The organism is Mesorhizobium sp. WSM4807, assembly GCF_055811615.1.
Genome location: NZ_JBVVQY010000008.1, coordinates 59,311 through 84,574 on the forward strand (window position 1 = coordinate 59,311; position 25,264 = coordinate 84,574).

General features: G+C 59.3%; 17 protein-coding genes and 4 pseudogenes. 10 read left to right on the plus strand and 11 right to left on the minus strand.

Annotated elements, in window-relative coordinates; genetic code table 11:
- Window positions 1-10 precede the first annotated feature (10 nt).
- From AC0L3N_RS12680 to nifA, 4 genes and pseudogenes are all read right to left on the minus strand, one after another.
- Window positions 11-1,127, minus strand: a pseudogene (locus tag AC0L3N_RS12680) (Fic family protein).
- Between the two features lie 301 nt (window positions 1,128-1,428).
- Window positions 1,429-2,457 carry an LLM class flavin-dependent oxidoreductase gene (locus tag AC0L3N_RS12685; RefSeq protein ID WP_473547916.1) on the minus strand — a complete coding sequence of 343 codons (1,029 nt, stop codon included), beginning with the start codon at window positions 2,455-2,457 and terminating at the stop codon, window positions 1,429-1,431.
- Window positions 2,458-2,544: 87 nt separating this feature from the next.
- A complete protein-coding gene (gene hisC, locus AC0L3N_RS12690) occupies window positions 2,545-3,687 on the minus strand; it encodes a histidinol-phosphate transaminase (RefSeq protein WP_473547917.1) in 1,143 nt (380 codons plus the stop codon).
- Between the two features lie 233 nt (window positions 3,688-3,920).
- Window positions 3,921-5,705 (minus strand): nif-specific transcriptional activator NifA, encoded by a 1,785-nt coding sequence (nifA, locus tag AC0L3N_RS12695; protein WP_473548069.1) that lies wholly within the window; start codon window positions 5,703-5,705, stop codon window positions 3,921-3,923.
- A 1,152-nt stretch (window positions 5,706-6,857) separates the two neighbouring features.
- On the opposite strand from nifA, the gene AC0L3N_RS12700 reads away from it, so the two are divergent.
- The 3 genes from AC0L3N_RS12700 (at window position 6,858) to AC0L3N_RS12710 (ending at window position 11,585) form a co-directional block, all read left to right on the plus strand.
- The gene (locus AC0L3N_RS12700; RefSeq protein WP_473548071.1) at window positions 6,858-8,159 is read left to right on the plus strand and encodes a dicarboxylate/amino acid:cation symporter; all 1,302 of its coding nucleotides are present in this window, start codon (window positions 6,858-6,860) and stop codon (window positions 8,157-8,159) included.
- A gap of 282 nt (window positions 8,160-8,441) precedes the next feature.
- Window positions 8,442-9,506, plus strand: a complete 1,065-nt coding sequence (locus tag AC0L3N_RS12705; protein ID WP_065011499.1) for a LacI family DNA-binding transcriptional regulator — start codon at window positions 8,442-8,444, stop codon at window positions 9,504-9,506.
- 1,422 nt (window positions 9,507-10,928) lie between these two features.
- Window positions 10,929-11,585, plus strand: coding sequence for a transposase (locus AC0L3N_RS12710; RefSeq protein ID WP_473547919.1), 657 nt, complete (start codon window positions 10,929-10,931; stop codon window positions 11,583-11,585).
- Between the two features lie 430 nt (window positions 11,586-12,015).
- Here AC0L3N_RS12710 and AC0L3N_RS12715 read toward each other — a convergent pair whose 3' ends face one another.
- Window positions 12,016-12,858 (minus strand): TIM barrel protein, encoded by an 843-nt coding sequence (locus tag AC0L3N_RS12715; protein WP_473547920.1) that lies wholly within the window; start codon window positions 12,856-12,858, stop codon window positions 12,016-12,018.
- Between the two features lie 328 nt (window positions 12,859-13,186).
- Window positions 13,187-13,455: pseudogene (locus AC0L3N_RS12720) on the minus strand (FMN-binding negative transcriptional regulator); the annotation flags it as partial.
- Window positions 13,456-14,284: 829 nt separating this feature from the next.
- Between AC0L3N_RS12720 and AC0L3N_RS12725 the strand changes: the two are divergent.
- Window positions 14,285-14,406: pseudogene (locus AC0L3N_RS12725) on the plus strand (IS91 family transposase); the annotation flags it as partial.
- A 427-nt stretch (window positions 14,407-14,833) separates the two neighbouring features.
- On the opposite strand, the gene AC0L3N_RS12730 reads toward AC0L3N_RS12725, so the two are convergent.
- Together AC0L3N_RS12730 and pdxR are read right to left on the minus strand one after the other, a co-directional pair.
- On the minus strand, window positions 14,834-15,556 hold the full coding sequence (locus tag AC0L3N_RS12730; RefSeq protein WP_473547921.1) for a B3/B4 domain-containing protein: 723 nt from the start codon (window positions 15,554-15,556) through the stop codon (window positions 14,834-14,836).
- Window positions 15,557-15,718: 162 nt separating this feature from the next.
- Window positions 15,719-17,257, minus strand: coding sequence for a MocR-like pyridoxine biosynthesis transcription factor PdxR (pdxR, locus tag AC0L3N_RS12735; protein WP_473548072.1), 1,539 nt, complete (start codon window positions 17,255-17,257; stop codon window positions 15,719-15,721).
- 68 nt (window positions 17,258-17,325) lie between these two features.
- Between pdxR and AC0L3N_RS12740 the strand changes: the two genes are divergently transcribed.
- Together AC0L3N_RS12740 and AC0L3N_RS12745 are read left to right on the plus strand one after the other, a co-directional pair.
- The gene (locus AC0L3N_RS12740; RefSeq protein WP_473496081.1) at window positions 17,326-18,564 is read left to right on the plus strand and encodes a trans-sulfuration enzyme family protein; all 1,239 of its coding nucleotides are present in this window, start codon (window positions 17,326-17,328) and stop codon (window positions 18,562-18,564) included.
- Between the two features lie 40 nt (window positions 18,565-18,604).
- Window positions 18,605-19,507 carry a dihydrodipicolinate synthase family protein gene (locus AC0L3N_RS12745; RefSeq protein WP_473547922.1) on the plus strand — a complete coding sequence of 301 codons (903 nt, stop codon included), beginning with the start codon at window positions 18,605-18,607 and terminating at the stop codon, window positions 19,505-19,507.
- A 267-nt stretch (window positions 19,508-19,774) separates the two neighbouring features.
- Here the strand turns inward: AC0L3N_RS12745 and AC0L3N_RS12750 are convergent, their stop codons facing one another.
- Window positions 19,775-20,047 carry a DUF982 domain-containing protein gene (locus tag AC0L3N_RS12750; protein WP_348626648.1) on the minus strand — a complete coding sequence of 91 codons (273 nt, stop codon included), beginning with the start codon at window positions 20,045-20,047 and terminating at the stop codon, window positions 19,775-19,777.
- 625 nt (window positions 20,048-20,672) lie between these two features.
- Between AC0L3N_RS12750 and nodU the strand changes: the two genes are divergently transcribed.
- The 4 genes from nodU (at window position 20,673) to AC0L3N_RS12770 (ending at window position 23,999) form a co-directional block, all read left to right on the plus strand.
- Entirely contained in the window at window positions 20,673-22,358 is a 1,686-nt protein-coding gene (gene nodU / locus AC0L3N_RS12755) for a nodulation protein NodU (RefSeq protein ID WP_473547923.1), read from the plus strand.
- A 522-nt stretch (window positions 22,359-22,880) separates the two neighbouring features.
- Window positions 22,881-23,168 (plus strand): hypothetical protein, encoded by a 288-nt coding sequence (locus AC0L3N_RS12760; protein ID WP_473547924.1) that lies wholly within the window; start codon window positions 22,881-22,883, stop codon window positions 23,166-23,168.
- Window positions 23,169-23,265: 97 nt separating this feature from the next.
- A complete protein-coding gene (locus tag AC0L3N_RS12765) occupies window positions 23,266-23,508 on the plus strand; it encodes a hypothetical protein (protein ID WP_473547925.1) in 243 nt (80 codons plus the stop codon).
- Window positions 23,509-23,618: 110 nt separating this feature from the next.
- Window positions 23,619-23,999, plus strand: a complete 381-nt coding sequence (locus AC0L3N_RS12770) for a hypothetical protein (RefSeq protein ID WP_473535601.1) — start codon at window positions 23,619-23,621, stop codon at window positions 23,997-23,999.
- Here AC0L3N_RS12770 and AC0L3N_RS12775 read toward each other — a convergent pair.
- Window positions 23,996-24,252 (minus strand): annotated as a pseudogene (locus AC0L3N_RS12775) (nitrogen fixation protein NifQ); the annotation flags it as partial. The gene AC0L3N_RS12770 and the pseudogene AC0L3N_RS12775 overlap by 4 nt on opposite strands.
- 86 nt (window positions 24,253-24,338) lie before the next feature.
- On the minus strand, window positions 24,339-25,244 hold the full coding sequence (locus AC0L3N_RS12780) for a LysR family transcriptional regulator (RefSeq protein ID WP_473511976.1): 906 nt from the start codon (window positions 25,242-25,244) through the stop codon (window positions 24,339-24,341).
- Window positions 25,245-25,264 lie beyond the last annotated feature (20 nt).

The window sequence follows — 25,264 nt, forward strand, 5'->3', positions numbered from 1 at the left end:
GTGCTGCGGTTTACCTGCGGTCATCCAGAATGTTCAGGGCGTAACGCGTGTGTCGCCGTTCGCCAGTTCTAATCATCGCGCCCTTGGAAACGAGGTCTTGCAGATCTCTTGTCGCCGTCGCGCGCGATGCTTGAGTGATGGCGATATAATTCTCGGCGCTGAGCCCTCCTTTGAACCCGTCGATGCCTTCGCGGAACATTCCGGCGATGACCTTTTCCTGCCGCTCGTTGAACTGGTTTCGGTAGCGTTCGTAAAAATTGGCTTTAGCTACGGAGAATTCGACGCGGACCAGCGTTACGCGTTGCGCTTCAAGGATCGTGTTGGCAAAGTAGAGCAGCCAATTTGTTACCGCGTTGCTCTTATTGCTGGCCTGCAGGTTGTCGTAGTAGGCCTTGCGGTGGCGTTCGATCGTGTATGCCAAAGCGATGAGACTTGGTTCACCCAGGCTTTGAGCAAGCGCCTTTTCGCAAAGGGCACGCCCTATGCGGCCGTTGCCATCCTCAAATGGGTTGGATGCTCTCGAAATAAAGATGCGCGATAGCGGCTCGCGTTAACGCCGGGAGCGGCGTCTTACCTTTAGGCGCGGTATCGTTGAACCAAGCGGTGAAAGCATCCATTTCGGCTTTTACCCGCGCTGAGGGAGGTGCCTCGAAATGCACTTTGGGCTTATCCAGCCGATTGGAAACGATCTGCATAGCATCGGCATGCTGGCGGTAATTGCCGATGGTCTCGATACGCCGTTCACCCGACATCACCATCTTGTGCCAGGCGAAGAGCGTGCGATGCGAGAGGGTATCGGCAAAATGCAAATACACATCGACCATCATTTCAGCGATGCCGCGCTCGGCAGGTGGAATGCGCCTGGTCTCGCCGCCCAGCCCAAGTTGCTGGCGCAGGGATGATTGCAGACTCTCGCGGTTGAGGTACTCGCCTTCGATCGCTGACGTCTTCAAGGCCTCTTCGCTGATAAGGTCGATGCGGATCTGGTCGCGATCGTCGGCGCCGACGTGCCGAAAGACACCCAGGAACTCGCCCGATCGCAACAGGAACTCGCGTTCCAGCGGTTCCAATGCCGTCTTATTGTAGGTAAAATGCGGCCAGTCAGCCTGCTCCCAATTCCATACCATGAGTTATAGCGCACCTTTCTATAACTCATAATATCTCAAATAATGAGCTATAGAAATCTTCTCTATGCCTCAGAACAACCGGGGCTTTGCCCAGGTACGCACAAGTTCCCCCTCTCTTGCGAAAACGACATCGGGGCGATTTCTTAATCGGCAGGCCGGTCGCTCCAACTATCTAGGGCCTCCACAAGCGTGCGCGCCCTCCACCCACATACCAAGCACTATATCGGCATCATGCGCGGGACCGGGAAGGTGATGGTGCGCCGGAGAAATTCAACTCCGAACGCGGAACGCGCATTGCACGTCAGGTAACTCGAGCCATGATTTCAGATTGGATCGTCCTTGCGGTGTATAGCGAAGCGTCTAAGGACAGATTCCCAAATGCAAGTTGGCAAAGTAGATAATTAGCACCGGCCTCTTCGAGCTGATCAAGAAGAGCTTGTCGCGCAGAAGATGCCGTTCCCACCACGCACAATTCGCTCTCGATTGCTGCATCCAAGCTCAGCGGCAGATTTGGGGGCGTCTGGAGCGCGTTGAGGTCGTAGAGGAACCTAAAGCTCTTGAGCCATCGTTCGTAAGCGGGGGCCGCGAGCGCATATGCATCTGTTTCCGATCGCGCGATCACGACCATGCGGAGCATCCCAAGAAATGGCCCTCGCTCGTCCGCGTCGGCACTGCGCTCCCGGCAGGCTCGGAATGCATCTGTAATTCTGCGAACAGAAGAGGCAGGTCCCAGGCACGCGATATTGGCGCCACTTGCAGCGGCCCAGCTGGCCGACTCGGGTCTATTGGTGGCGATCCATGTCGGTGGATGGGGGCGCTGATAAGATCTCAGCGTCAAAGGGACGTCATTCAGCTCAAAATGGCGGCCGCGATAGGACAGCGTGTCGCCCTTCATCGCCTTGATAAGGATTTCGCTGGCTTCCGCATAGTGACCTGGCGCCGCCTCCGCAGCAATCCCAAAGTAACCCAGTTCGACTGGGAGAGAGCCGCGCCCTATACCCAGTTCGACCCTGCCACCACTCAACTGGTCCAGCATGCAGATCTCCTCGAACGCACGCAGCGGATGATAAAGGGCAAGGAGCATTACCATCGGGCCGACGCGAAGGTGCCGGGTGCGCTGGACGACGCTAGATAAGAACAGATTCGGCGATGGGCCCCTCCCGTGCGGAGTGCAGTGGTGCTCTGCCAGATGATATGCGTAGAAACCAAGGTGATCGCAGGCCTCTGCCAAACTCAGGCGATCGGCGTATTGCCGGGCAATCTCGCAGCCGTCCTCGTCCAGGTGGTCGAATATGCCGAAGGTCAGGCCCCGTGGGAAGGCATTCTTCACGCGATTTTCTCCAACTCTTTGCAACAGTTCGTGGCTCGCAATGATGCAAGCAAATTCAAATTATCGGTGCGCTTAATGGCCGGGGAACTATCGACTGGTTAAGGCAGCAGCCGCTGACCGCCGGCACAGCGGGATCGTTTCCTCCGCCCTTCCTGCTATCTCTCTGGCGGCGTCAAGGAATTCATCCATCTCGGCTTTTGTGCCGATGCTGATGCGGATGTAATTTTCCAGCCCTGCATCCGGAAAGAAGGCGACGAGTATCTTTTGCCTTTCCAAGGCTGCTTGCCACCATGAGCCTTCCTGCCCCGGTGGAACACGCGCTAGCAGGAAATTTGCGTGAGAAGGTATTACGGAAAATCCGAGTTTCGACAGTGCCACTGTCACTCGCTGTCTTTCATGCTTGATGTGCTTGTGGTTCTCGGCATAGGCGGCGCGGTGCCCAAGCACACTGATGCCAACCGCCTGGCCGATCACATTCATGTTGAAGACGTTCTGGAGATCCCGCAACCTGCCAATGACTTCGGGGTGGCCAAGTCCGAAACCGACGCGAATGCCGGCGGTGGCATAGCTTTTCGAGAATGTTCTCAAGATCAGGAGGTTTGGATAGCGATCGAGGAGATGCAGACCATTGTCCGGTGCAAAATCGACATAGGCCTCATCCAAGACAATCAGACGGTCTGATTGTGATACCAGGCGTTCAACATCGGCCACCGGGACAAACGTTCCGGTCGGATTGTTTGGGTTGGCCAGCAGAATGAACTTGGCATCTTTTGCCGGTCCCAAAAGCAAGTCTTCGACGGGCAAGGAATGATCTGCGCACCATCCGATTTCGAGAAATTGAGCACCCTGCAAACGGGCAAGTTTGCGGTTGAACGAAAACCCCGGCGACATCATCGCCATTCTGTCTCCTGGAACCAGGAAAGCTCTGTAGATAAGCCCGAGCAGTTCAGACGATCCGTTTCCGGCGATCACCTGATCCTTCGAGACGCCGTAGGCTTCCGACGCTGCTTGCCTCAAGCTGACGTTGTCGTCTTCTGGATATAGATATTGCCGTTCGAGAGCTGCCATCGCACTTTGCATTATGGCTTTCGGCAACGGAAACGGGTTCTCGTTCGTGTTTAGCTTGACGCAACAAGGATCTGGCGCCGGTTTGTCGGATAGCAGAACATCTAACTGTCTCGCTACTTGCGAAAGGGAAGAAAGCACAGTTTGCAGTTTTGCATCAGACATCAATTTTTCTCCGTTTCTGTCTCAGTGCGTTTCGGCACGAGCTAGTGATCGAGACATAGGCTGGACCACCGATGATAGCGCTGCCGTCAGACCGCTCGTGGGGGGCGACCACCGCGGGGGCAGCGCGGCCTGTGCGATCGGATCGGAATTGGAGGAGCCCCGCATCACTCGTCTCAAGGCGCCGCCGAGGCACGAATCCTTCGTTGTGCCAGCTACTCGGCTCGGTGATCTGTTCAAAGACGCTTGATCTCGATGCCGTATTTCCTCAACACGTAGCCGATCTGGCGCGGCGTCAGTCCGAGCAGGCGCGCCGCCTTTGCCTGGACCCAGCCACATCTCTCCATGGCCTGGATGACACGTTCGGCATCGGCCATTCTCGCAGAGTGGACTACCCCGGCTGGGTCCAGCGGCGGCTGCCCTACGGTGTCCGACGGGGGTGCGACGGCGGCAAATCTATCGGCAGCAGCCGGCGGTATGGCCGGACTCAGTGGCAGCGGCCCGATCGGCGAGGGTTGCAGCGCGACTTTGCCAAGTCTGCAATTATGCAGCGCCTCGGCGAAGCATTTGTCTTGGCAGCATGCAAAGTCGTCTTTCCCGATTGATGGCCCCGCCGCCAGAACCGCGGTCCGATACACGCAGTTTTCCAATTCGCGAATGTTGCCGGGAAAGTCACAGTTTACCAGTACTTCGATTGCGCTCGGATCGAACGTCAACATAAGGCCGTTCTCATCGTTGAAATTCCTGAGAAACTCAGCTGCAAGGAGCGGAATATCGCTGCGCCTTTCGCGTAGCGCCGGGACCAGCAAGGGAACAACACTGATGCGGTAGTAGAGGTCGGCACGGAACTCGTTTCTGGCAACGGCCTCTTCCAGGTTCTTGTTCGTAGCGGCAATGATGCGGACGTCGACTTTAATGGTCTGGTTGCCCCCGACCCGCTCAAACTCCTGCTCCTGCAGCACGCGCAAGAGCTTTGCCTGGAACGAGGCCGAAATCTCGCCGATCTCGTCTAGGAACAATGTCCCCTTGTCGGCGAGCTCAAAGCGCCCCTTGCGCGAGTTGAACGCGCTTGTGAATGCACCCTTCTCATGGCCGAACAATTCGGATTCCAGCACAGTCTCGGGTAGCGCCGCGCAATTGAGCTTGATGAAGGGCCGCTTGGCGCGCGGGGACAACTCGTGGATAGCCTTGGCGACCAGCTCCTTCCCGGTACCGGATTCGCCTCGCAACAGAACCGCAATCTTGGCCTTAGCTACGAGCGCAACCTTCTCAAGCAGACCGCGCAACGCCAAACTGTCGCCAATCATCCCCTCCACGTGAGTGTTACGCTGCGGGGCCAGGCGCTTCTGCTTTGGCAGGGAGTCCTGCTTTGCCATCGGTTGCTCTCGGTCGCCCTCGAAAGAGCGATGCGACTTCACTGCCTGCCCTACCAGGTTGGCGATTAGCGGGAGCAGACAGAGGCTGTAATCGAGCCAAACTCTTGAGCCATGGCGCAGTACGTGGTCGATGGTCAGCGTGCCCACGACATTTGCATCGACGCGAATGGGAACGCCGATGAAGGACACTGGTATGTCGTCGGAAGCCCCGAGCACGTCCATGTCGGCGGCGGTGAAAGCCGGATGAACCGCGATGTTCTCGGTGGCCAGGGGCTTGTCCGTCGCCAAAACCTGGTCGATTGCATTTCGTGGCAGGTACGTCCGGCAGCGCTCACTGCAGCTCTCGGTCCGGCCGGCGCCTGCGATGATCTCCAGTTCGCCATCACCGTCGAAAAGAGAGATGATGCCGTGCCTCATCTGCAGAAACGATCGCAGCAGGTCTACAACCTTGGCCAGCCTGACCTCGAGCCCGGAGGGGGCGGTGAGCGCTTTCGAAATTTCGTAGATGCCGGCAAGCGCGCTCGCGCGCGACGGCAGAATGGCGGGTTCCGAGTCATCCCTTTTGGTGTCGTGCAATGATGTCCAGCTTGACGAAGTCTGCTCAGCACTGTCTTCAGATTGGCGACCATTGTCCTGATCTGACATGTCATCCTCGATCTTGGGCCGCGACAGCAACGCCGCGCCATCTGGATCTGCGATGTCCCCCCGCGTAGACGCATCATCAGATGGCATCAGGGCCCGAGCCACCGATGGCCGGCACCAACAAGAATGTCTTCGCACCGCGAGCCGCCGCATGATTGGCGCACTTGCTCGCGCGTGGGAGCCGCTTACCGGAACGCTTGAAACGTTGATGCGGGTCGTCGTGATGTGTCGGCGGGAGGACGCCAGAGTTCCGCAGGCGACATACTGCCTTGCATAAGATCAAGTGTGGGTCACGGTTTTGGGCGTCGGTCAGGCCCTGACGAGGGGCAAGCCCGAAAGACGCCGGAGGCAAGGCTTGATGCATGGCTTGGCTATCCTTACTGAACTGAGGCGCGGTTCAGGCTTCCGGAGCGCAACCACACGTTGCCCTACAGAGCGGGAATGAGGATGGCTAGTCAACCGAGCTTTCCTCGCATTTCTGAAAGGAAAGCAGGAGGACATGATAGAATTCCATCAACTGAGATTTGCCGACAGATCGATCTCGAACGGCAGAGTTACCCCGGCGTGTTCACGGATGCCCGGCGCGGTGAGCGTACGGAGGTCGACGCCTCCGGGATGCTGTCGGCGTTAGGGCGGCTGCGTCGGACACTACGGCCCGAAGTGTCGTCGAGCGGCCAAAGTGTTCGCGCTATGAAGCATCTTCTGAGTCGCACCGATGCGCGCCAGGTCCGGTGAATCATTCGGTCTTTTCGACGACCCGTCGGGACGCCACGGCTGCAGCGGGAGCGCGGTAAGAGCCAGCTCGTGTAGGGAATCCTCCACTTCCGTGCCCGGCCGGGTCGCAAATGCGACAAAGAAGCGAGCGGGCACAGCGGATCCCAGAGTTACCGACTGGTGGCTATCAGGCTAAAGCAATGGGTGCAAAGCTGGGCGTTAGTGCGGGATTTCGCCCGAGATAACGGCAACAATGCGGAAACCCGCACAACCCGCCCTTACTGAGGCTGCCTCAGCGGAGGAATACCTTATTTGGGTGCGGGCCTCCACTTGGCACAACACTTGCTGTCGACATGCCAGCAGCGCGTGACCGGAGCGCCGCGATGGGAGAAGCGCGGGAAGGGAGGAGGCCCCACCCCGATCCGGTCAGGGAGAGAAAAGCTGTTGGCTCCACCAATCCGAAGCGCGGGTCCCGTGCCCCGCAAGGCCTTCTACGCCCAGCTCTACATTCAGGTGCTTACCGCCATCGCCCTCGGTGTCGCAGTTGGCTATTTCTACCCGGAGGTCGGCGAGAGCCTGAAGCCGCTCGGCGATGCTTTCATCAAGCTTGTCAAGATGATTATCGCGCCGGTGATCTTCCTAACCGTGACGACCGGCATTGCCGGCATGAATGACCTCAAGAAGGTCGGCCGGGTCGCCGGCAAGGCAATGATCTATTTCCTCACCTTCTCGAGCCTCGCATTGATCGTCGGTCTCATTGTCGCAAATGTCGTTCAGCCGGGTGCCGGCCTGAATATCGATCCGGCCTCGCTCGATGCGCAGGCCGTGAAGGGCTATGCCGCCAAGGTCCACGAGCAGTCGGTGACCGGCTTCCTGATGAACATCATTCCCTCGACGATCGTTAGTGCCTTCGCCGAAGGCGACATCATGCAGGTCCTGTTCTTCTCGGTGCTGTTCGGCATCGCTCTGGCGATGGTCGGCGACACGGGCAAGCCTGTGCTTTCTTTGCTTCAGGCGCTCCTCGCGCCGGTGTTCAAGCTGGTCGGCATTCTGATGAGGGCCGCGCCCGTCGGCGCTTTCGGCGCCATGGCCTTTACCATCGGCAAATATGGCATCGGTTCGGTGGCCAACCTCGCCATGCTGGTCGCCACGTTCTATTTCACCGCCTTCCTCTTCGTATTCGGGATTCTAGGCGCGGTCGGCCGATACAACGGCTTCTCGATCTTTTCTCTCGTGCGCTACATCAAGGAAGAGCTGCTGCTGGTCCTGGCAACGTCCTCCTCGGAGGCCGCGCTGCCTTCGCTCATCGCGAAGATGGAGAACGCCGGCGCGAAGCGTTCCGTCGTGGGTCTCGTCATCCCGACTGGATATTCCTTCAATCTGGACGGCACCAATATCTACATGACGCTCGCCGCCCTCTTCATCGCCCAGGCAACGAACACGCACTTGTCGATTCCCGATCAGATCTTCCTATTGCTTGTCGCGATGCTTTCCTCGAAAGGTGCCGCAGGTATAACAGGGGCCGGCTTTATCACCTTGGCTGCTACGCTCTCCGTAATACCAAGCGTTCCCGTTGCTGGGATGGCCCTCATTCTTGGCGTGGACCGCTTCATGTCCGAATGCCGAGCGCTGACGAACGTAATCGGCAATGCGGTGGCCTCGCTGGTTGTCGCCCGCTGGGAAGGCGAACTGGACGAAACGCGCATGAAAGCTGCCTTCTACGGGAGCTTGCCGAGAGATTAAACCGACCACGCGCCCCAGCAAGATTGCTGCAGCGCGACCAGCCAAGTCGCCGGCTCATCAGCCACCAAACAATCGGCTCGCCGGGTCTAAACAGCGGTTCGCGGGCCACAGATCAGAAGCATCAAATGCGGTGAGGACAAGAAACATGGACGCCCTATGGAAACGGACCGCAGACCGAGACGCGCCCGGGTGCGCCTGGAGCGCTGATCAATGTATAGGCCGTCGATCGGGGAGGATGCCGAAATCACTTTGCCGCCCCAATCCGTCGCCGGCATGCACCGGATGACGGAGCGCCAGCCGATCAAAATCGGAGCGACGGCAAAGCGCCCTACAATTGCCGATCTCGCCCGCGAAGCGGGGGTGAGCGTGGCAACGGTCGATCGGGTGCTGAACGCTCGCCTTCCGGTGCGGGAGGAGACCGCGCGTCGCGTCCACCACGCGGCCCACGCGATCGGCTATCATGCTGCGGGACTTATCAAACAGCGCATGGGAAAGGACCTGCCCCGCTACCGGCTGGGCTTCATCTTGAGGAAACCGGCCCAGCATTTCTACCAGGAGTTCGCGCGCGAGGTCGAGGCGTCGGTCAGTTCGGCCCACTGCTTCCACGGCATTCCGCTCATCGAATTCGCGCCGTCACATTTGCCTGGGGATCTGACGGCACTGCTTAAGGATCTTGGTAGCCGATGCCACGCGATCGCCATGGTGGCGCCAGATCACCCGAAGATCACGGCAGCAGTCGAGGAGCTCAAGGCGAAAGGCATCCCGGTCTTTTCGCTACTTTCTGACTTCGCCGCCGGCGTGCGCGAGGGCTACATAGGTCTCAACAACCGCAGCGTCGGTCGGACGGCAGCTTGGATGTTCTCCAAGGTCGCTAAACGGTCTGGCAAGGTGGCCGTGTTTGTCGGCAGCCACCGTTTCCAGGGTCATGAGCTGCGGGAAAGCGGGTTTCGTTCCTATTTCCGTGAGAACGAGCCAGCATTCGAGGTGCTGGATACGCTCGTCAATCTTGAGAAGCGACAGATCACTTACGAGGCGCTGCTGGATCTTATGCAGCGGGAACCTGAGCTCGTCGGCTTCTACATGGCCGGCGGTGGCATGGAGGGGGCTATCTCCGCGCTCCGGGAAGAGGGCAAAGGCCAGGATCTCGTCGCGATCGTGAACGAAATCACGCCGGAGTCGCGGGAGGCCCTGGCGGACGACATCATCACGATGGCGGTGGCGACGCCACTGCGCCGACTTTGCCAGGAGCTGATGTTGCTGATGGATCGCGCCATCAGGACCGGCACCGCGGAGACGCCGGGGCAGACATTTCTCCCGTTTGACATCTATCTGCCGGAAAACATCTGAAATGATGTGATCTATCGCCATGGCCGACATTCCTTTCATAAATGCCCGCGCAGTCCACTCCACTCGGGACAGTGTGCGCATTTCAAATGAAGTGTACGCTCTGCTCATTCAGATCGAGGCCGAAGCCGTGCTGGGGGATCTCCTCAATTCAATCACGTTAGATGAAGCTAAGCGTGAAGCTCTTACAAAGGAGCTTCGCCAGTTGTGGGAGCAGCGCTGCATTCGGCTGCATCCCTCACAAGCTGCTCGCGTCCGCCGATCGTTTGCTGGACGAAGCATAACGGGCCCACCAAAATGGCTCTTTCGCTTCATGCGGTGTTCCGAACAGGAGCGGTGCGTTGCCCAGAGTCGGACCGCTCACTAATGGTCGGGGGACGCCGAGGCCGGTCGGGGGCAGTTTTGGCGCCGTTTTGCAGCAATGCTTGCTGATGGCTTAGCGAAGTCCCCCGTGATCGCCTGGCTGCCGGAGAGGCAACCAGGCGTGCGTCCTTCAGCATTCCCAACTGAGAACGCGCCATCGATCGAACGCGAAAAGCGGGTTGGCGGGCCTTCAGGAGGAGGCGAACACAAGTGAAGCGGCTTGAAGCTCGGCGTGAAAGGGGAAACAACTTTTCCGGACATATCGTGAGCGTGGCAAACTCGCTCCCAAGAGGTATAGCGGCCCGGTAAAGGCTCGGGGAATTTATGCACTCCGCGGGCCACGAAAACGTCCTGCCCAGGGCAAGCCTATATTGGCTTTCCCGATTGCGCACGACGCCGCTGCGTGGCTCCGCAAAATTCACTCGGTCAGTACCGGGACGACGTTCCGACCAGGCGGCCGCCGCGGTACTCGTGAAAGAAGGGTCGCCCCAGCAACGACTGCGGCGACGAGTAGCTTCGGTCAGGCTCCGTTCTTGTCGAAGAAGCCTGTCATGCTCTGCCGCTGCCGGACGACGCTCGATGCAAGTTCGACTCGGCTCGTGCCCTCGCCTCTCCCCGCTCGCCAATTCTGCGCAGCTGTCCGTTCTTCGGCGCCAACCGATGTCGGTAATCAGCGGGCTAGCGTCGGTAGCACCGGCCTTCGGAGGTATGCCGTCCTGCACTGCCAGCGCAGACTGGATCGCAGCTCTTGAGCAGCTCCTTTCAGTTCGGATGCCAGCCGTCGCTCTACCATCGAAAACACGGGAGATAGCTTTTGCATGCTGCGGGAATCCACCACCTCCTCGGTCCCGGGATGGCATTGCATACTTGCTCTTAGGGGCTCATAGGAACTGGTCTGTTCCGGGGTGTGCGTCGCCAGCAGGGCTTGCTCGGGTGGTGCGATGCATATAGCTCGGCTACAGAAGAAGTGGCCAGACCTTCATTCGTCGTCTGCCGCGACTTCCTGCATAATTCGTGTTCAACAAGGAACGACCTATGAGGCGGCAGCCCCGAGCATTCACGGTGGAGATCAGACAGAAGCGCAGTTCTCAAAAACGGAGTCGTTCGATCTGGAGCGATGTCGATCTTACCGCAGCAATGGCCGAGACAACAAGGGAACTCGAGGAGATGGAGTTGCCAAATGGTCGCCCTGTTGACTCAAGTGTTGTAGCGCTTGATGCTGAACACATGCACAAACCGCGAGCGGAGTATCTCATGGCAAATCCCCTGGACGCAGAATCAGTAACAACTGCAACGCAACCGGCAGCCAAAGTAGAGAGGCCTCAAATGAAGAAAGCCCAACGGTCGCCGAGAGCGAAGGCTGAGCCCGGGCCGCCTGCTCGGAAGAATGCGCCCAATGCGGCGTCTCAGGCGGAGGAAGCACCAGCAGCGACCGTGCGGACCGGACGTAAGGTCTACTCTGAAAAGGAGCGCGCCCAGATGCTCGCCCTGATACAGAAGTCTATCAGTGGCGGCGCCTCCCACAAGAGCGCCGTAAAGCAGGCCGGCATTTCAGAACAGACCTACTACCAATGGAAGAAAGCTGCGCTGCCTGCATCGGTTGGTGACGATCTGAAGGACCTCGTCGCGCTTGAGGAAGAAAACAAACGACTGAAGAGCCTGCTCGCGGAACGCCTGCGCAAGGAGAACGCGGAACTGAAGAGGAAGCTGGGGTTTTAATAACGCTGAATCGCAGATCGGAGCGCCAGAATTCTTGTCCCACGCGCTATCCGAGAGCGCATAGCTACGGGTCTGGCAACGGCACTTCTGGTCGGATGAAGCGGGTCGTCGGTGAATCCCGGAGAGGCCGCCTAGGTGAAGCAGCAGCGGCGCGACCGCGGTCCTAGAAAAAGATCACCTCAGGACCACCTGCGGTTGGCTTCGCGCACTCGCCCTTTGTCCGCCGTCAGTTGCTCTTCGTCCGAAAATTCCGATAGTCCGCCGCCCTCAGCATCAGATCCAACCTTCGCCTTGCGGGCCCATCGAACTGCCGCGGCCGCCCAAGGCAGTCCAATGGCCAGTGTTGACAATGGTGATCCGGAAAGCATCTGCATGAGCGGGACACAGGAGCGATCTCGAATGACTTCTCCGCTCAATTTGCCTACGCGCCTTAGACCGGCACTCGCGCCAGTAGCCCGTGTCGGATGAGATCGATGCTGGCGGCAAATGCGCCTGCAGAGTCATTCAATGCGTGGACTTCCTCGACGAGCTCAAGAGAAAAGGGACCCGTATAGCCGCCATCAAGTAGCGCCCGGATCTGGCTGCAATTGTCGGAACCTCCCAGGAGGCGATCCGGGTGAACCCACAAGGTTGGATCGTTTATGCCTGAAATGTGCACGAGACCGGTCAGATCGCAGAAGAAGGACGTCTCGCCGGCGAGTGTGTGGTGGAATGTATCGTGCACAAGCCGGAAGACGGACTGGCCATCAACCCAGGCAATAGCGTTAGCCGCTTCGTTCTTCGACCGAAGCGAGGAGGTCTGGAAGCCAAGCGGCTCGATGAGCCCAATCAGACCCCGCGACTGAAGTATCGGCTTGAGCGCCTTCAAGGCGACGCGGAGATTGCTATTGCGCTCGCCATTGGCGGACCACGAACCGTCGTTCACCGGCACCAGCATGAGCGCCTGGGCGCCACAGGCGGCCGCATAATCGGCGATCTTGCTGGCCTCGGCCTTGCGGGCGGGAGTCCATTCGTTGAACCGCTGTAGGGCGTTGACTGAGATGATCGTGACGCCCGCTTCGGCAGCGGCAGACCGAACATCCGCCGGCGGCTTGCCGCGCACAACAGCCTTACTGCAGGGATTATTCCGGATTTGCACGTCGGTCAGACCGAGATCGCGGGCGAGCGCGAAGAACGTCCTGACGTCAAGCCCGGGCGTCGCCATGTGGTCGAGTGCAAACCGAAGTGGCGCCTGGCGCACGGAGTGGCTTTCCTTCATGAAAGCGGCCGCCATTCTCGGCTGACTGGCTCTGCCGTTTGTTGATTTATGAGGCCGAAATGGTCGGCATAGGAAGGCGAGTCAATCGAACTGACCCGCTCTTTATTCACACGATTGTGCTTCATTGTGAGCCGACTTTCACGCAACGGATACTACCGCGCCTCTTGAGAACATTGATCTGCTAGGCGAAATGACCGAGGATCGATCGAGGCTATCCAGCTGCTTCCGCAGAGTAGGCGCCAACCCGGAAAGATGCTGAACCGATCCGGAGCCAAACTGATGTGGCAGGCTGCTTCTTCGTAGCGACGCCGATGCCCAGCGCGATCATAGCGCCTCCCTTACAGGTCGGCACAACCTTCCCGGTTTCCCGTTTGGCCGCATACCACGCCGGGTCACGTAAGCATCCGGCCCCATGAAGATGGCCAAGCCATCGCTCAGTAGCGGAACACGGCATTTCCGATTGGCCTTCGCGAGCTGGCCGCAGATCACGCCGTGCTCGCCCTCGCTTTCATCAAGCAAGAAGGGCAGTGACGAGGCGAAAAGTCATTGGGCCGTGGCAGTGACGAAGTTCGCCAGCGGCGCTGCGCGGATGCTCGCTCGCAGGAAATCAATATCATCATCTCAGAAGGCCGGAGGGGGCACATCGGGGGAACTCCTTGTGTGCGTTGCAGGTCAGATACTTGCAATCTGGCCCTCTGGAAACAGCCAGTTCGTTGCAATTGAAGCCGTCCAGTTGGTGAAGTGGCATGGCGGGGGATCATCGGGCTAACAATTTGGCGGTCCAACAATGAGGCCCTCCACGGCTTCTGCGCCCCCGACATCTCTTGGCTTAGCCCAACCGTCCGTGGCCCCGCCGTCGCCAGCGTAGCACTACCGATCGCGTTGCCGGCGATAAAGATAGAAATCAGTGGCAGCCTTGCTGGCGGCCCTGATGGGGTGCTGTTGAAGACACCTACCCGGAGATGGCGCATCTCGTGCGGCTCGTTCAAGGGAGGAGGAGCGGCCAGTGCATTATGACCCACGGTCACAACGAGCGCATGCTGCTGCCGATCGAGCGTTGGCGCGGCGCACGGTGCCGTGATGCCATCCCGTCGGCCGGCCGGCTTAGCCAACTGCGCTACGGATGGAAGGTCGGGCGGCAGCAGGGCGTCGGTGGCTGGCTGTTCCCGGGGCAGCACGCGATTACCCGACGTGCAGATCCATCGGATTGTCGCCGAGACTGCAAAAGCGCCAACACCGTCAAGTGGCCCGGCCCGCACACGCTGCGTCACAGCTTCGCCACGCCTGGAGGCCGGCGCCGAAGTCGGAGTTACCCGGGTCCTGCTGGGGCTCGACCCGCAGATATGCTGCAGGCCAGCCAGCTCGAGAACTTAGCCTTTTCAAGGAGGCGGAGAGCTCGCCCGACGGGTGAGCGTGCGGCGACTCGATCGAGATCGCCGATATGCTCCGTGCTGCCCGGCCTGCCTATCAGGTCGCGTATGCAGGCCAGCTCAGCCTCGGCAGCTCAAGGTCATGTCGGCGATCGAGCACTGCCGCACGGCAGGCGTACGCGGCAGGGCGGATCGGGCACGACTGCCGTGGTCGTCACACACGTCGATGAGGCAGGCGGAAATGAATCGTCATCCGCATCCCCCCTCGGCGGAGAGCGAGTCCCCAAGCATGGCAGATGTCTCGCAACTGCTTCGATCCGAATTAATCCGGCTTTCGCGACGAGATGTTATGCGGAGTGCCAGGACTGAAGCTCGCCCCGGAGCGTTCTGACGTCGAGATTGATCAAAGCAGCAACCCGAAGAGGTGCGCAATCTTTGGACCGTGGCTACGCTGGGTCGATTCGAATTATGAAATGCGGTGCACCTTCCGCTGGCCTGCTGAGTACGAAATGGCCAGAGGCGTTACCTCCTATCGACCTTCGCAGCCCCAGGAGACCCGCTGGCAAAGGAACGCAGACTGCTTGCGAGTGCACCGATCATCATCGGGTCGGGCACGTTCCTCAACCGACCCGCCTGTCGAGACTAGCGACTGAGGCTTTAGCGGTGGTGATTTCCTGCTTGTAGACCTTACACCCTGGTGCCAGCTCTCTCAGACCGCTCACGAGCATCTTAGCCGCCTGCTCGAGCGCCTCTTCCGGCATCGCTGCCAAGCTTTCCAAAATAAACCACATGCGGCCGCCCACGGTCTCCAACCGGGTGCGCGTGCCCTGCCGCCAATTCCAGCGGCGACATGTAGCTCCCAGATCGTCGCGCCAGATGACCTCCCCCTTGGAAGCACTTTCGACGACCGCTTCCCCATTCAAAACAGTGTGGAAGGACTCCGTTCCTACGGCAATCGTCAGCCGCCGTTTACCGACATATGCATCGAAATTTTCGCCGCCAATGGGTATTGAGAAACGCAGGCTCACTGCATTGTAGAGGTCAACGACAGGACTTATTGGTGGGATGCGGCCATCCTTCTCCACCCGTTTTTTCAATGCCTGCGCCGAGCACGGCGTCCGGTTTGGTTTCGCGCCGAACCGGACGTATGCCTCCGCCCAATTGGCCAAGTGCGCTTCTCCCCAGGCCGGTCCCCCCGCTCGGGCGAAATCGCAAGCCTCTCCCAACACGTCCCGAGCCATGACGCCTCGCGCACTGTCCTCTGCATCAACAAGAATGCTGATTGCGCGAAAGTCAGGTGCGATCTCTGCTATTTCTTCGTCGATCAGCGGAAAATCCAACAACGCTTCCTCCTTTAAGCCGGCCGCGACGGTGCCTTGCTTCCACCGGATTTGACAGTATCCTCAAGAATTCCTTTCCCGAGGTCGACCAGGACTGGCCGACAGAGCCAGTCCTGGCAAGTCTTGCTGATTCAGTCTGCGATCAATGCCGGCGCGACTCTGGGGTCACGAGCCAGGCCCGCTCGCTGTCAGGGCGGGTATTGAGCATCTTGCCGACTCTTCGGCAAAGTTTCTTACCCGTTGGATAGCTCCAGTAAGGAGCCGAACGCCATTCTCGATCTGCCGAATGGTCAGGGCGGAATAGCCCATCACCAGTCCAATCCGGTCAGCGCGGCCTTCATCTCGGATGTACAGCGATGAAATCGGATGGATGCCAACCCCGACCCGCCGCGCCTCTTCAACCAGGACGTCCTCCAGCGACCGAGAAAGATCCTTGAACCAGACGACGACATGCAGCCCTGCATCGGCCCCCTCGATGTCAATGCTGTCTGCGAACGCGCGTCGAAGGACGGCAAGCAGTGCCTCTCGCCGCTCGCCGTTAAGACGGCGGACGCGGCGCACATGGCTTTCATAACCACCGCTCTCGATGAGTGAGGCCAGGGCCTCCTGTTCCGCGACCGGAGAATGCCTGTCGAGAAGCTGCTTGGCCATCGCAAAGACGTCTTGCAACTCGGCCGGAACCACCAGGTAGCCGATGCGCAGCATCGGCGACAGTGTCTTGGAGATCGTGCCAACATAGATTACGGAACTGCGGTCTTCCAGCTTATGCAGCGGGGGCACCGGTCGAATGTCGTACCGGTACTCGCCATCGTAATCGTCCTCGATAATATAGGCGTCATTGCGCCGAGCCCATTCGAGGAGCTGATACCGCCGCGAAATCGACAAGACGGCGCCGAGCGGGAACTGGTGCGACGGGGTGACATAGGCCAGCCGCGCTGGGATCTCCTGCAGCAGCTCGGTCTTCATGCCCTCGCTATCGACGGCGACAGCGACGGGCGTGGCTCCTGTGCTGGCAAAGACTTGGCGCGCCATTCTATAGCAGGGATCCTCGATCACGAAGCTGTCAGAAGGATCGAGCAGCAGGCGCGCGCACATATCGAGGCACTGCTGTGATCCGCTGACGACGAGGATCTGCTCGACCTGGCAGCTAAGCGCTCGGGCACGCCACAAATATCCCTGCAGCGCCTGGCGCAAGCGATGCGAGCCGCGTGGATCGTGATAGGCCAGCCTTCCGGGGCTTTGTGACATCGCCGCGTTCATCGCACGCTTCCACGTCAGCGCCGGGAAATCAGATGGGGCGAGATCGCCATAACGGAAATCGACCTTGAGGCGGTTGGGGAGGTAATCGCGCCGTGGCGGACTGGCGCGCAGTCGCTCGCCGTAACAGGAAAGGTGGATCGGGCCAGTCCGTTTCGGCACCGCGCTGGTCTCTTTACTTCGGACTAGCGAAGAGGCAACGCGAGGTCTTGCGCCTTGAATGACCTCGATGAAACCTTCGGCGACCAGCTGATCATACGCCACGGTGACCGTGGTTCGCGACACACCGAGTTCATTTGCGAGGCCGCGTGACGACGGCAGCTGGCTGCCCGTTTCATAGATCCCACCTAGGATCTGCTCGCGAAGAGCTTCGCAGATCTGGCGCGCGCCGAGACCTTGCGAGCGAGCTGTCGACGCTTCAGGAGAAGGCTGGACCATTTCTTTCATCGCCAACTGGACGTTCCATCTGAGTTAGTGTGACGGCATTGTCCCCGAAATCAAGAGGGTTAAAGCCGATGACCAGCGCCGAAGATCAGCTTGAAGCCGAGGCAACATCAACGCCGTCCCGGAACGACGTCGGTCTCGCATTCGCCACCCGGGCAATCCATCATGGCTACGATCCGGCCGGCTTTTCCAATTCTGTTCAGACGCCGGTGTTTCTTACATCGACGTATGGGTTTGAAAGCGTTGCAGCAAACGAAGCCGTCGCAGCGCTTGGCGGAAGGCTCTACGCACGCGAATACAACCCGACCACCGAGATCCTCGAAAAGCGGCTCGCCAATCTCGAAGGAGCCGAAGCTGGGCTGGTACTCGCCTCGGGGATCGCCGCCTTCGGCACGCTGATCCTTTCGCTGCTTTCGCAAGGTGACGAACTCATTGTCCACAAGACACTCTATTCAAACACGCTCGCCATGGTCGAGCAGGGGCTGCCGCAGTTTGGCATCAAGGTCGTTGCCGTCGACCTGTCGAATCCGAGCAATCTCAATGGCGCCATCACTGACAGGACCCGGCTCGTGTTCTTCGAGACGCCAATCAACCCGCTGAGCCGTATCCTCGACATCGCTGCCATTGCCGAACACGCCCATTCTCGCGGCGTGAAGGTCGCCGTCGACAGCACCTTCGCCTCGCCCGCCCTCCAGCGTCCGCTGGAACTCGGAGCCGACATCGTGATCCATTCGCTGACCAAGTACATCAATGGCCATGGCGATGCTCTGGGCGGTGTGATACTGGGCGATGCGAAAACACTGCACCTGCTGCGCGAAACTGGCCTGCGCTATCTCACCGGGGCAGCGCTCTCGCCCATGTCGGCGTTCCTGATTTTGCGCGGGTTGAAGACACTCACGTTGCGTATGGAGCGTCACAGTGTCTCTGGGCTTGCGGTCGCTCAGGCGCTTGAGGCGCACCCGGCTGTGGCTTGGGTTAGCTATCCATTTCTCGGCTCTCATCCCGACCATGAGATCGCGCGCAGACAGATGTCGCAAGGCTCGGGTATGTTGGCTCTCGGCCTCCAAACGGGGTTCGAGGGCGCGCGCCGTATGATGGACCGGCTCAAGCTGATCATCAGGGCGGTCAGCCTCGGCGACGCTGACAGTCTCATCTATCATCCGGCAAGCCTGACCCGCTCGCGCAAGTCAATCCGCAAGGACGCGCATTTGCCTGACGGAGTCGGCGACGACCTCATGCGTCTGTCGGTAGGGCTCGAAGACGCCGCCGATTTGATCGCGGATCTAGAGCAGGCGCTGGACGGGGTCTGATGCCCAACGCTTCACCCAATCTAACAACGGGAGCTTCAGCATGGCTTTCCTGAGCGGCCTTTCGGCCTTCCCAATAACGCCAAGCGACAGTGACGGCGGCGTCGATGTCCTGGCGCTTCGAAAGCTGATAGCGCGGCTTTGCGCAGCAAAGGTGGATTCCATCGGCCTGCTCGGTAGCACCGGCACCTACATGTATCTGTCGCGCGCGGCACGCCGCCGGGCGATTTGCGAGGCGCTGGACGAGACGCGTGGACGAGTCCCGCTCGTGGTGGGCGTGGGCGCTTTGCGCACCGATGAAGCGATACACTATGCAAGTGATGCGAAGGCCCTTGGCGCAGCCGCGGGGTTGCTCGCGGCTGTTTCCTACACCCCGCTCACTGACGACGAAGTTTTCGAGCATTTTTCGACAGTGGCGCGCGAAAGCGGCCTGCCGATCGTGATCTACGACAATCCTGCAAACACGCATTTTCGCTTCACGCCAGCGCTCATCGAGCGTCTGGGACAGCTGCCTGAGATCCTCGCTATCAAGAACTCAGTCGACAGGGGCGATGCTATCAAAGGCCAACTTGCGCACCAGAAAAAAATTGTGCTGAAAGGATTCTCGATCGGCTACAGCGGCGACTGGAATGCCACCGAGGCCCTGATCGCCGGCGCCGATACATGGTACAGCGTCCTCGGTGGCATCTTGCCCGATCCCTGCCTGAGGATGGTCAGAGCCGCTCAGCACGGCGACCACGCAGAAGCACACCGGATCGACGCCACCCTGGCCCCGGTTTGGGAGCTTTTTAAGACGTTCTCGAGCCTTCGCGTCGTCTACGCAATCGCCGAGCTCCTCGAAATCTGTTCCGCCGAGCCCCCACGGCCAATCAAGCCGCTTTCCGCTGCCGCGAAGGGCCAGCTCGCCGGCGTCCTGGACCGCCTCGGATCAGGTGTTGGATCGTAAGCCGCGCAACTTCATATTGCCGAGGGAAAAATGTACGCACCGACCCTTTCGATGACTAGCCGAGATGTTCTCCATAATCTGATCGGGAACAATGCGCGGCGTGCTGATCACGACGCCAATCACGTCCTCGTCAACGTGTTCGATTGGCAGAACGTCTTATCGGCGAGGGAGGTAGGCTTTCCGAGGCCGCCAACGCCTACATTTCTCCGGAAGAGTGTGCAGGCCAGACGACTTCCACTCGAAGCATCAAAGCCTTGATGACAGCATTCAATCGCTGCGCAGGATCTTTGCTTCAAGCGCGGCTGCCACAAAAGCCCTTCGAGCAGCAGGTGGATGGGCCTCACCACGCAATACCTGCAGACAAGCGTCCATCGCTACCCTCCGTTTCTCGGTCCGATGATGAAGGGCACGGATCAGGATAGCGGCCGCCTGGTTGACATCGAATACGATACGCTCAGAACTGTGGCGGCCAACCTGAACAACGACCGCCCTCTCAAATCTGTGCAAGCCGGTCATCTCTCCGCCCCCCAAGGCGATCATCCGTCAATAGGACCCAGGGTCGTCTTCTTTGCCGAGCCGACACTGCATCTGTGAGCCGAGACAATGCCCTTTTGACCGACCCCGCGCTAGCCTCACACGCGCTTAGCCGCTCTGTTCCGCTGCCGATCTGCAGGCGGGATCCATCGGTTGTCGGAGGTTGTTCCTCCAACATGACGGCGGGATTCAAAAAGCCGAATAGGCCCTTTGGGCGCTGCCCTCGCCATCGAAAATCTTGTCGATGACCTAAAGAGTAGCTTGATCAGGGAAGGCTCTCTTCTAGCGCGACAACCTTCGTGCTCAGCACGCGCGCTCGGTGCCGAGGGAGCGCGGCACCTCCCGTGGCGCGGGTGATGTGTGACCGTGCACATCCTTGCCCAGCGCTTGCGGTGGCCAGGCCTTCTACAGTGCCGCACAGCGCTGCCTCGCAATTCTGGTGATTTTTGCGTGTCAGCCATTTTGTTCTAGATCACGCGGCAGACCTGATCATTCACCGCGCGGATGCCTCACATCCAAACAATCTAATTTACCGGTTCCTCATGATCCTGCATAGCGCGACAAAACCCACGGCTATGTTTTCCAGCCGTTTTCTGCGGTTGCTCTACGGTCACCTCGACAAGGATCTGCTATGCGCATTTGCGGTATCAAGCTGACGCACGACGGGGGAATTGCTGTCGTGGAAGACGGCAGATTACTCTTTTGCATCGAGATGGAGAAGCTCGACAATAACCTACGATACCAACATATCGAGCGGCTTGAGACGGTCGTCGCCGTTTTGACGGAAAACGGGCTTGCTCCGCGCGATATCGACCGGTTCGTTATTGACGGATGGGACGGTGAAATCCAGTCAGAATTCCAGGTTCTGAGTAACGGCTCCCCTATCACTCTCAACGGCGCGCCATATGTGGAGCGGGACGCCGAAGATCCCCTGACAGCCTATCAAGGTTCCGGTCTCATGCTCGACAGTGGGGTATGTTCTTATGAAAGCTACCCGCATGTTGTTGGGCACGTGGCTTCCGCATACTGCACCAGCTCATTCGCCAAAGCTGAGGAACCGGCATTTTGTCTGGTATGGGACGGCTGCATCTTTCCGCGGCTTTACTACGTCGAGCCAAGTGGAGTCCGATTTGTTGGGTGCCTGTTTCCGATGATAGGCCATGCCTATGCGGCCGTGGGCCAACATTTCGGTCCTTACAGGCGAGAACTGCGGACTGGCTGGAATCTCGGTATCGCCGGCAAGTTGATGGCCTATATTGCGCTCGGAGTGGTCCATGAACACATCGTGAATGTGTTTCAGGAGCTTTACGACGACCATTTTGCCTGGGATACGGACCTTGCTTTTGGCTACGGGAACAACAGCCACAGCAAAGACGCGTTACTCACGGCTGTGCACGACTTCTTCGATGCAAGCGCGTCGCGGCTAATCCCCGAAACGCCCGAGGACATACTTGCTTCGTTCCATGCCTTCGTGGAGCGTCTTCTCGTCCGGGGAATGACAAGGGCGCTGCGTGGGTACTCAGTCCCCAAAACCCGAAACCTGTGCATCGCCGGCGGATGCGGGCTGAACATCAAATGGAACAGCGCCCTTCGGGCGAGCGGTTTGTTCGACGCAGTCTGGGTGCCTCCGTTTCCAAACGACAGCGGATCGGCGATCGGTGCCGCTTGCTGTGCGCTGGCCGCCGACAAAGGTTTCGTGCATCTCGACTGGTCAGTCTACAGCGGGCCAAATGTGAGCCATGGCAAGGTTCCGCCTGGTTGGCAATCTGCTGCTTGCAGCCTGAAAGAACTTGCCGGCGTGCTCGCCGACAACAAGCCTGTGGTGTTCCTTGCAGGTCGCGCAGAGCTTGGTCCACGTGCTTTGGGAGGCAGAAGCATCCTGGCGGCCGCAACTTCGCCGGAAATGAAGGACCATCTCAACAAAATCAAAGTTCGAGAGCATTTCCGACCGGTAGCGCCAATATGCTTGGAGGATCGTGCACCTGAGATGTTCGATCCCGGCACGCCGGATCCTTACATGCTGTTCGATCACCGAACCCGTTCGGAGTGGAAAGAAAAAATCCCGGCGGTCGTCCATCTCGACGGGACTGCGCGCCTTCAGACAGTTTCGAGAACTTCTGAACACCCAATTGCAGAACTTCTGATAGAATATGAGAAACTCACGGGCATTTCGCTGCTCTGCAACACGAGTGCAAATCTCAATGGACGTGGTTTTTTTCCGGATGCGGCTGCCGCCTGTGAGTGGGGATGCGTAGACCACGTTTGGAGCGATGGGTTGCTGTTGACCAAGACAGGTGCAAGTCAATTCGAGGGCTGAGCGGCGGGCTGTAACGAACTTGAGTTACCGCGCTCTAGCGCTGCAATGGCCGGCAGCATCGCTGAGGGAGCCGGATACTGCGGGTGCGTGCGGTTACGGCTTTTGAAAGTGCCCTGATCTGACGAACGAATCTGATCGTCATGGCCGATAAAGCGCCGAGACTGTGCTGTTGAGCTGGCAAGCACGCGAATGCTTTTGCTTAGCGATGTGAATGGAGGGTTCGAACACCAGGGCCTGCACCGCCCTGCCGACCGGCACGCCATTCGTCTGCTGCGGTGGTGACAAGCTTGAGCGAATTAGCTGTTTGAGCTCCTTCTGCCAACGGAATCCCGCATTGCCTGCGCCTGCCGCGTTAATCCCTGGAAGCGTCCGCCTTGCCGTCCGCGACTTTGCTCAGCACCGAACCACTCCGCCATGGCGTCGGGCATGTGGCCGACCACGTTGACCCGACACCCTCCGTCAGTGTCAGCAAGTCGGAGTAGAGGTCCACATCCTCGAGCATGCTCCTTGCAGGACCCATACGTGCGAGATCGGTTGCAGCAACCCTATGCCGAAGAGCACAATTGCCAGCGCACGATTGGTGCCGTCGCGGGGTCGCTGCCGGTTCTTCTGACCGCCCGCGTCGTGCTCGGAATAGCGCTCGGAGGCTTCTGGTCGATGTCGGCAGCGTTGGCGATGCGGCTCGTTCCAGGTCACCTCCTGCGGCGCGCCATGTCGATCATCCGCACCGGCGTACCGTCGCTACCGTTTGTGCGGTTCAATCGGCGCCTATGTCGGCGACGTCTGGGGGGTGGCGAAGCGCCTCCATGATCGCTGCAGTCTTCGGCGCGTTACACTGGTAGTGCAACTCATGACTTCTCCGAGGCTGCCTCCGATTGGAGCAGCCAGCTTCCGCAGTCTGCTGGATGTGGCCAAGAATCCGATAATCAAAGTCGCGATTTTGGTCGTCCTGCTGGTCGCTTCCGGGCACTTCGCCGGCTTCATCTGTATCCGCGCCTTCCTCGAGAATGTTCCCGCGCTCAATATCGAGACGATCTCGCTCGTGTTGCTCGCCTTTGGCATCGGCGGCTTCTTCGGCAATTTGGCCGGCGGATTCTTGGCCGAGCACAGCCTCCAGGCAGTCGCGGCCCTGCCGCCCCCCTGCTCATAGCGATGGCCGCTGTCTCGCTGCTGATGTTGGGAGCATCGGCCTGGGCCTCGGCGATTGCGGTACGTATGGGCCTTTGCCTTCGGCGCGGTGCCGGTGGGACTGCAGAATGCATGGTGCTGCGCGCCCCTCCCGAGCAGGCCGAAAACGCCGGTGGGCTGATGGCCGCAACGTTCCAAGTGGCCATCGCCGCCGGCGCGATTTTCGGCGGACTGCTGGTGGACGATGCCGGCGTTGCCAGTGCCTTTGCCTACAGCGCCGTTGCCTCGTTCCTCGCTGCCCTGACAGTGTTTGCTCGGACCGAAGCGCGAACCCTAGACCGCCTGACACAGGCCAGTGCAGCACGGGGAAAGATGCAATCGCATCAGCCGCGCGGTGCGATCCTGCTCACGATTTTTTGGCGGTTGCAGCCGTCGTCTCTGCGCGATCGCACGTTGTTGTCCGGTCGATTTCGACCAGCGGCGGCGAATGATGGTGCCGACGAGAGAACCTAAGAGTGCCGGACCGAAGCGGACCGCCTCGCCGTCGACCGCTCGCCTCGTACGGCTATTAATACAAGGGCGAACCCGTGCTTGATCCGTGTGAGGCGGCTTTCCATGCCTCCGGGGCGAAGCAGCTTTTGACTTGATTGCATTCCCGGCAATTGGGCGCGGTGCATAGGGGTAGACCTTCAGACTCGCAAAGCCTGCGGTAAAAGTACTTCTTCCACTTCATGTTTTTGGTGTTGCCGGCTACCAGCGTCGGAAAATCAGCACCACACTGTCATGCAAAAATCATCGAATTGGAGTCAGACCCAATTTTTTGCGTGCCGTTCGCCAGGAGCGCCCGCGGCTTCACATGCGGGATGCCTCCTGCAACATTATCTGCCGCATCCAGGTGCTTGCCGGATCACTGTTGTGAAGGGTGGGCCATTGGACGGCCTCAGTGAACGTGGGTAGTGGCAGGGGAAGTTCGACGATCCGCAGAGGGAAAGTCTTTTTGAAATGCTGAACCAGCCGGAAGGGCATGGTCGCTATACGATCTGTGCCTGAGACCATCGGCGGGATCATGCTAAAGGCCTGCACGATAATCTCGACACGTCTCTTGAGACCATGTTCAAGCAAAAACCGTTCCTCGATGGATGGCATCTGCGCACGGCCGACCCTGAACGCAATGTGCTTCATCGACACGTACCTCTCGAATGTAAGCTGCTGTGGCAGCTGCTTGTTCGTGGGGCAGCCTACGCACACGAATGTCTCGTCGAACAGCGCCGCTCTTGGATGCGCGCTCGACATGAACAATTCCGGAAGAATCAGAAAATCGACGTCACCGCGCCGGAGAAGCTCATCGAGATCGTCGTCGAGCGGCAGCAATTCGAAGCTGACGGCGGGTGCTTCGCGTGCAACACGCTCCACGACCTTTTCAAAAAACACGAGTGTGGCGAAATCGGAAATCATGATCCGGAAGCGGCGATCGGATTGAGCCGGTTTAAACGGATCCCAAGAAATAATCGAGCACTGTATGTGCAAGAGTGCGCCGCGAACAGCGGGGGCGAGTGTTTCCGCACGCGAGGTTAGAACACGTTCGCGGCCGCTCATCGTAAACAGTTCATCGTTGAAATAATCGCGCAGCCGGCCGACGGCCGCGCTCATGGCCGGCTGACTTAGGTTGATGCTGCTTGCCGCCGCCGTGAGGTTGCGCTCGGTCAGCAGTGCGTCGAGCACAACGAGAAGGTTCAGATCAAGGCCTTTGAAACGCATGCCTCATCTGTCCGTAACGT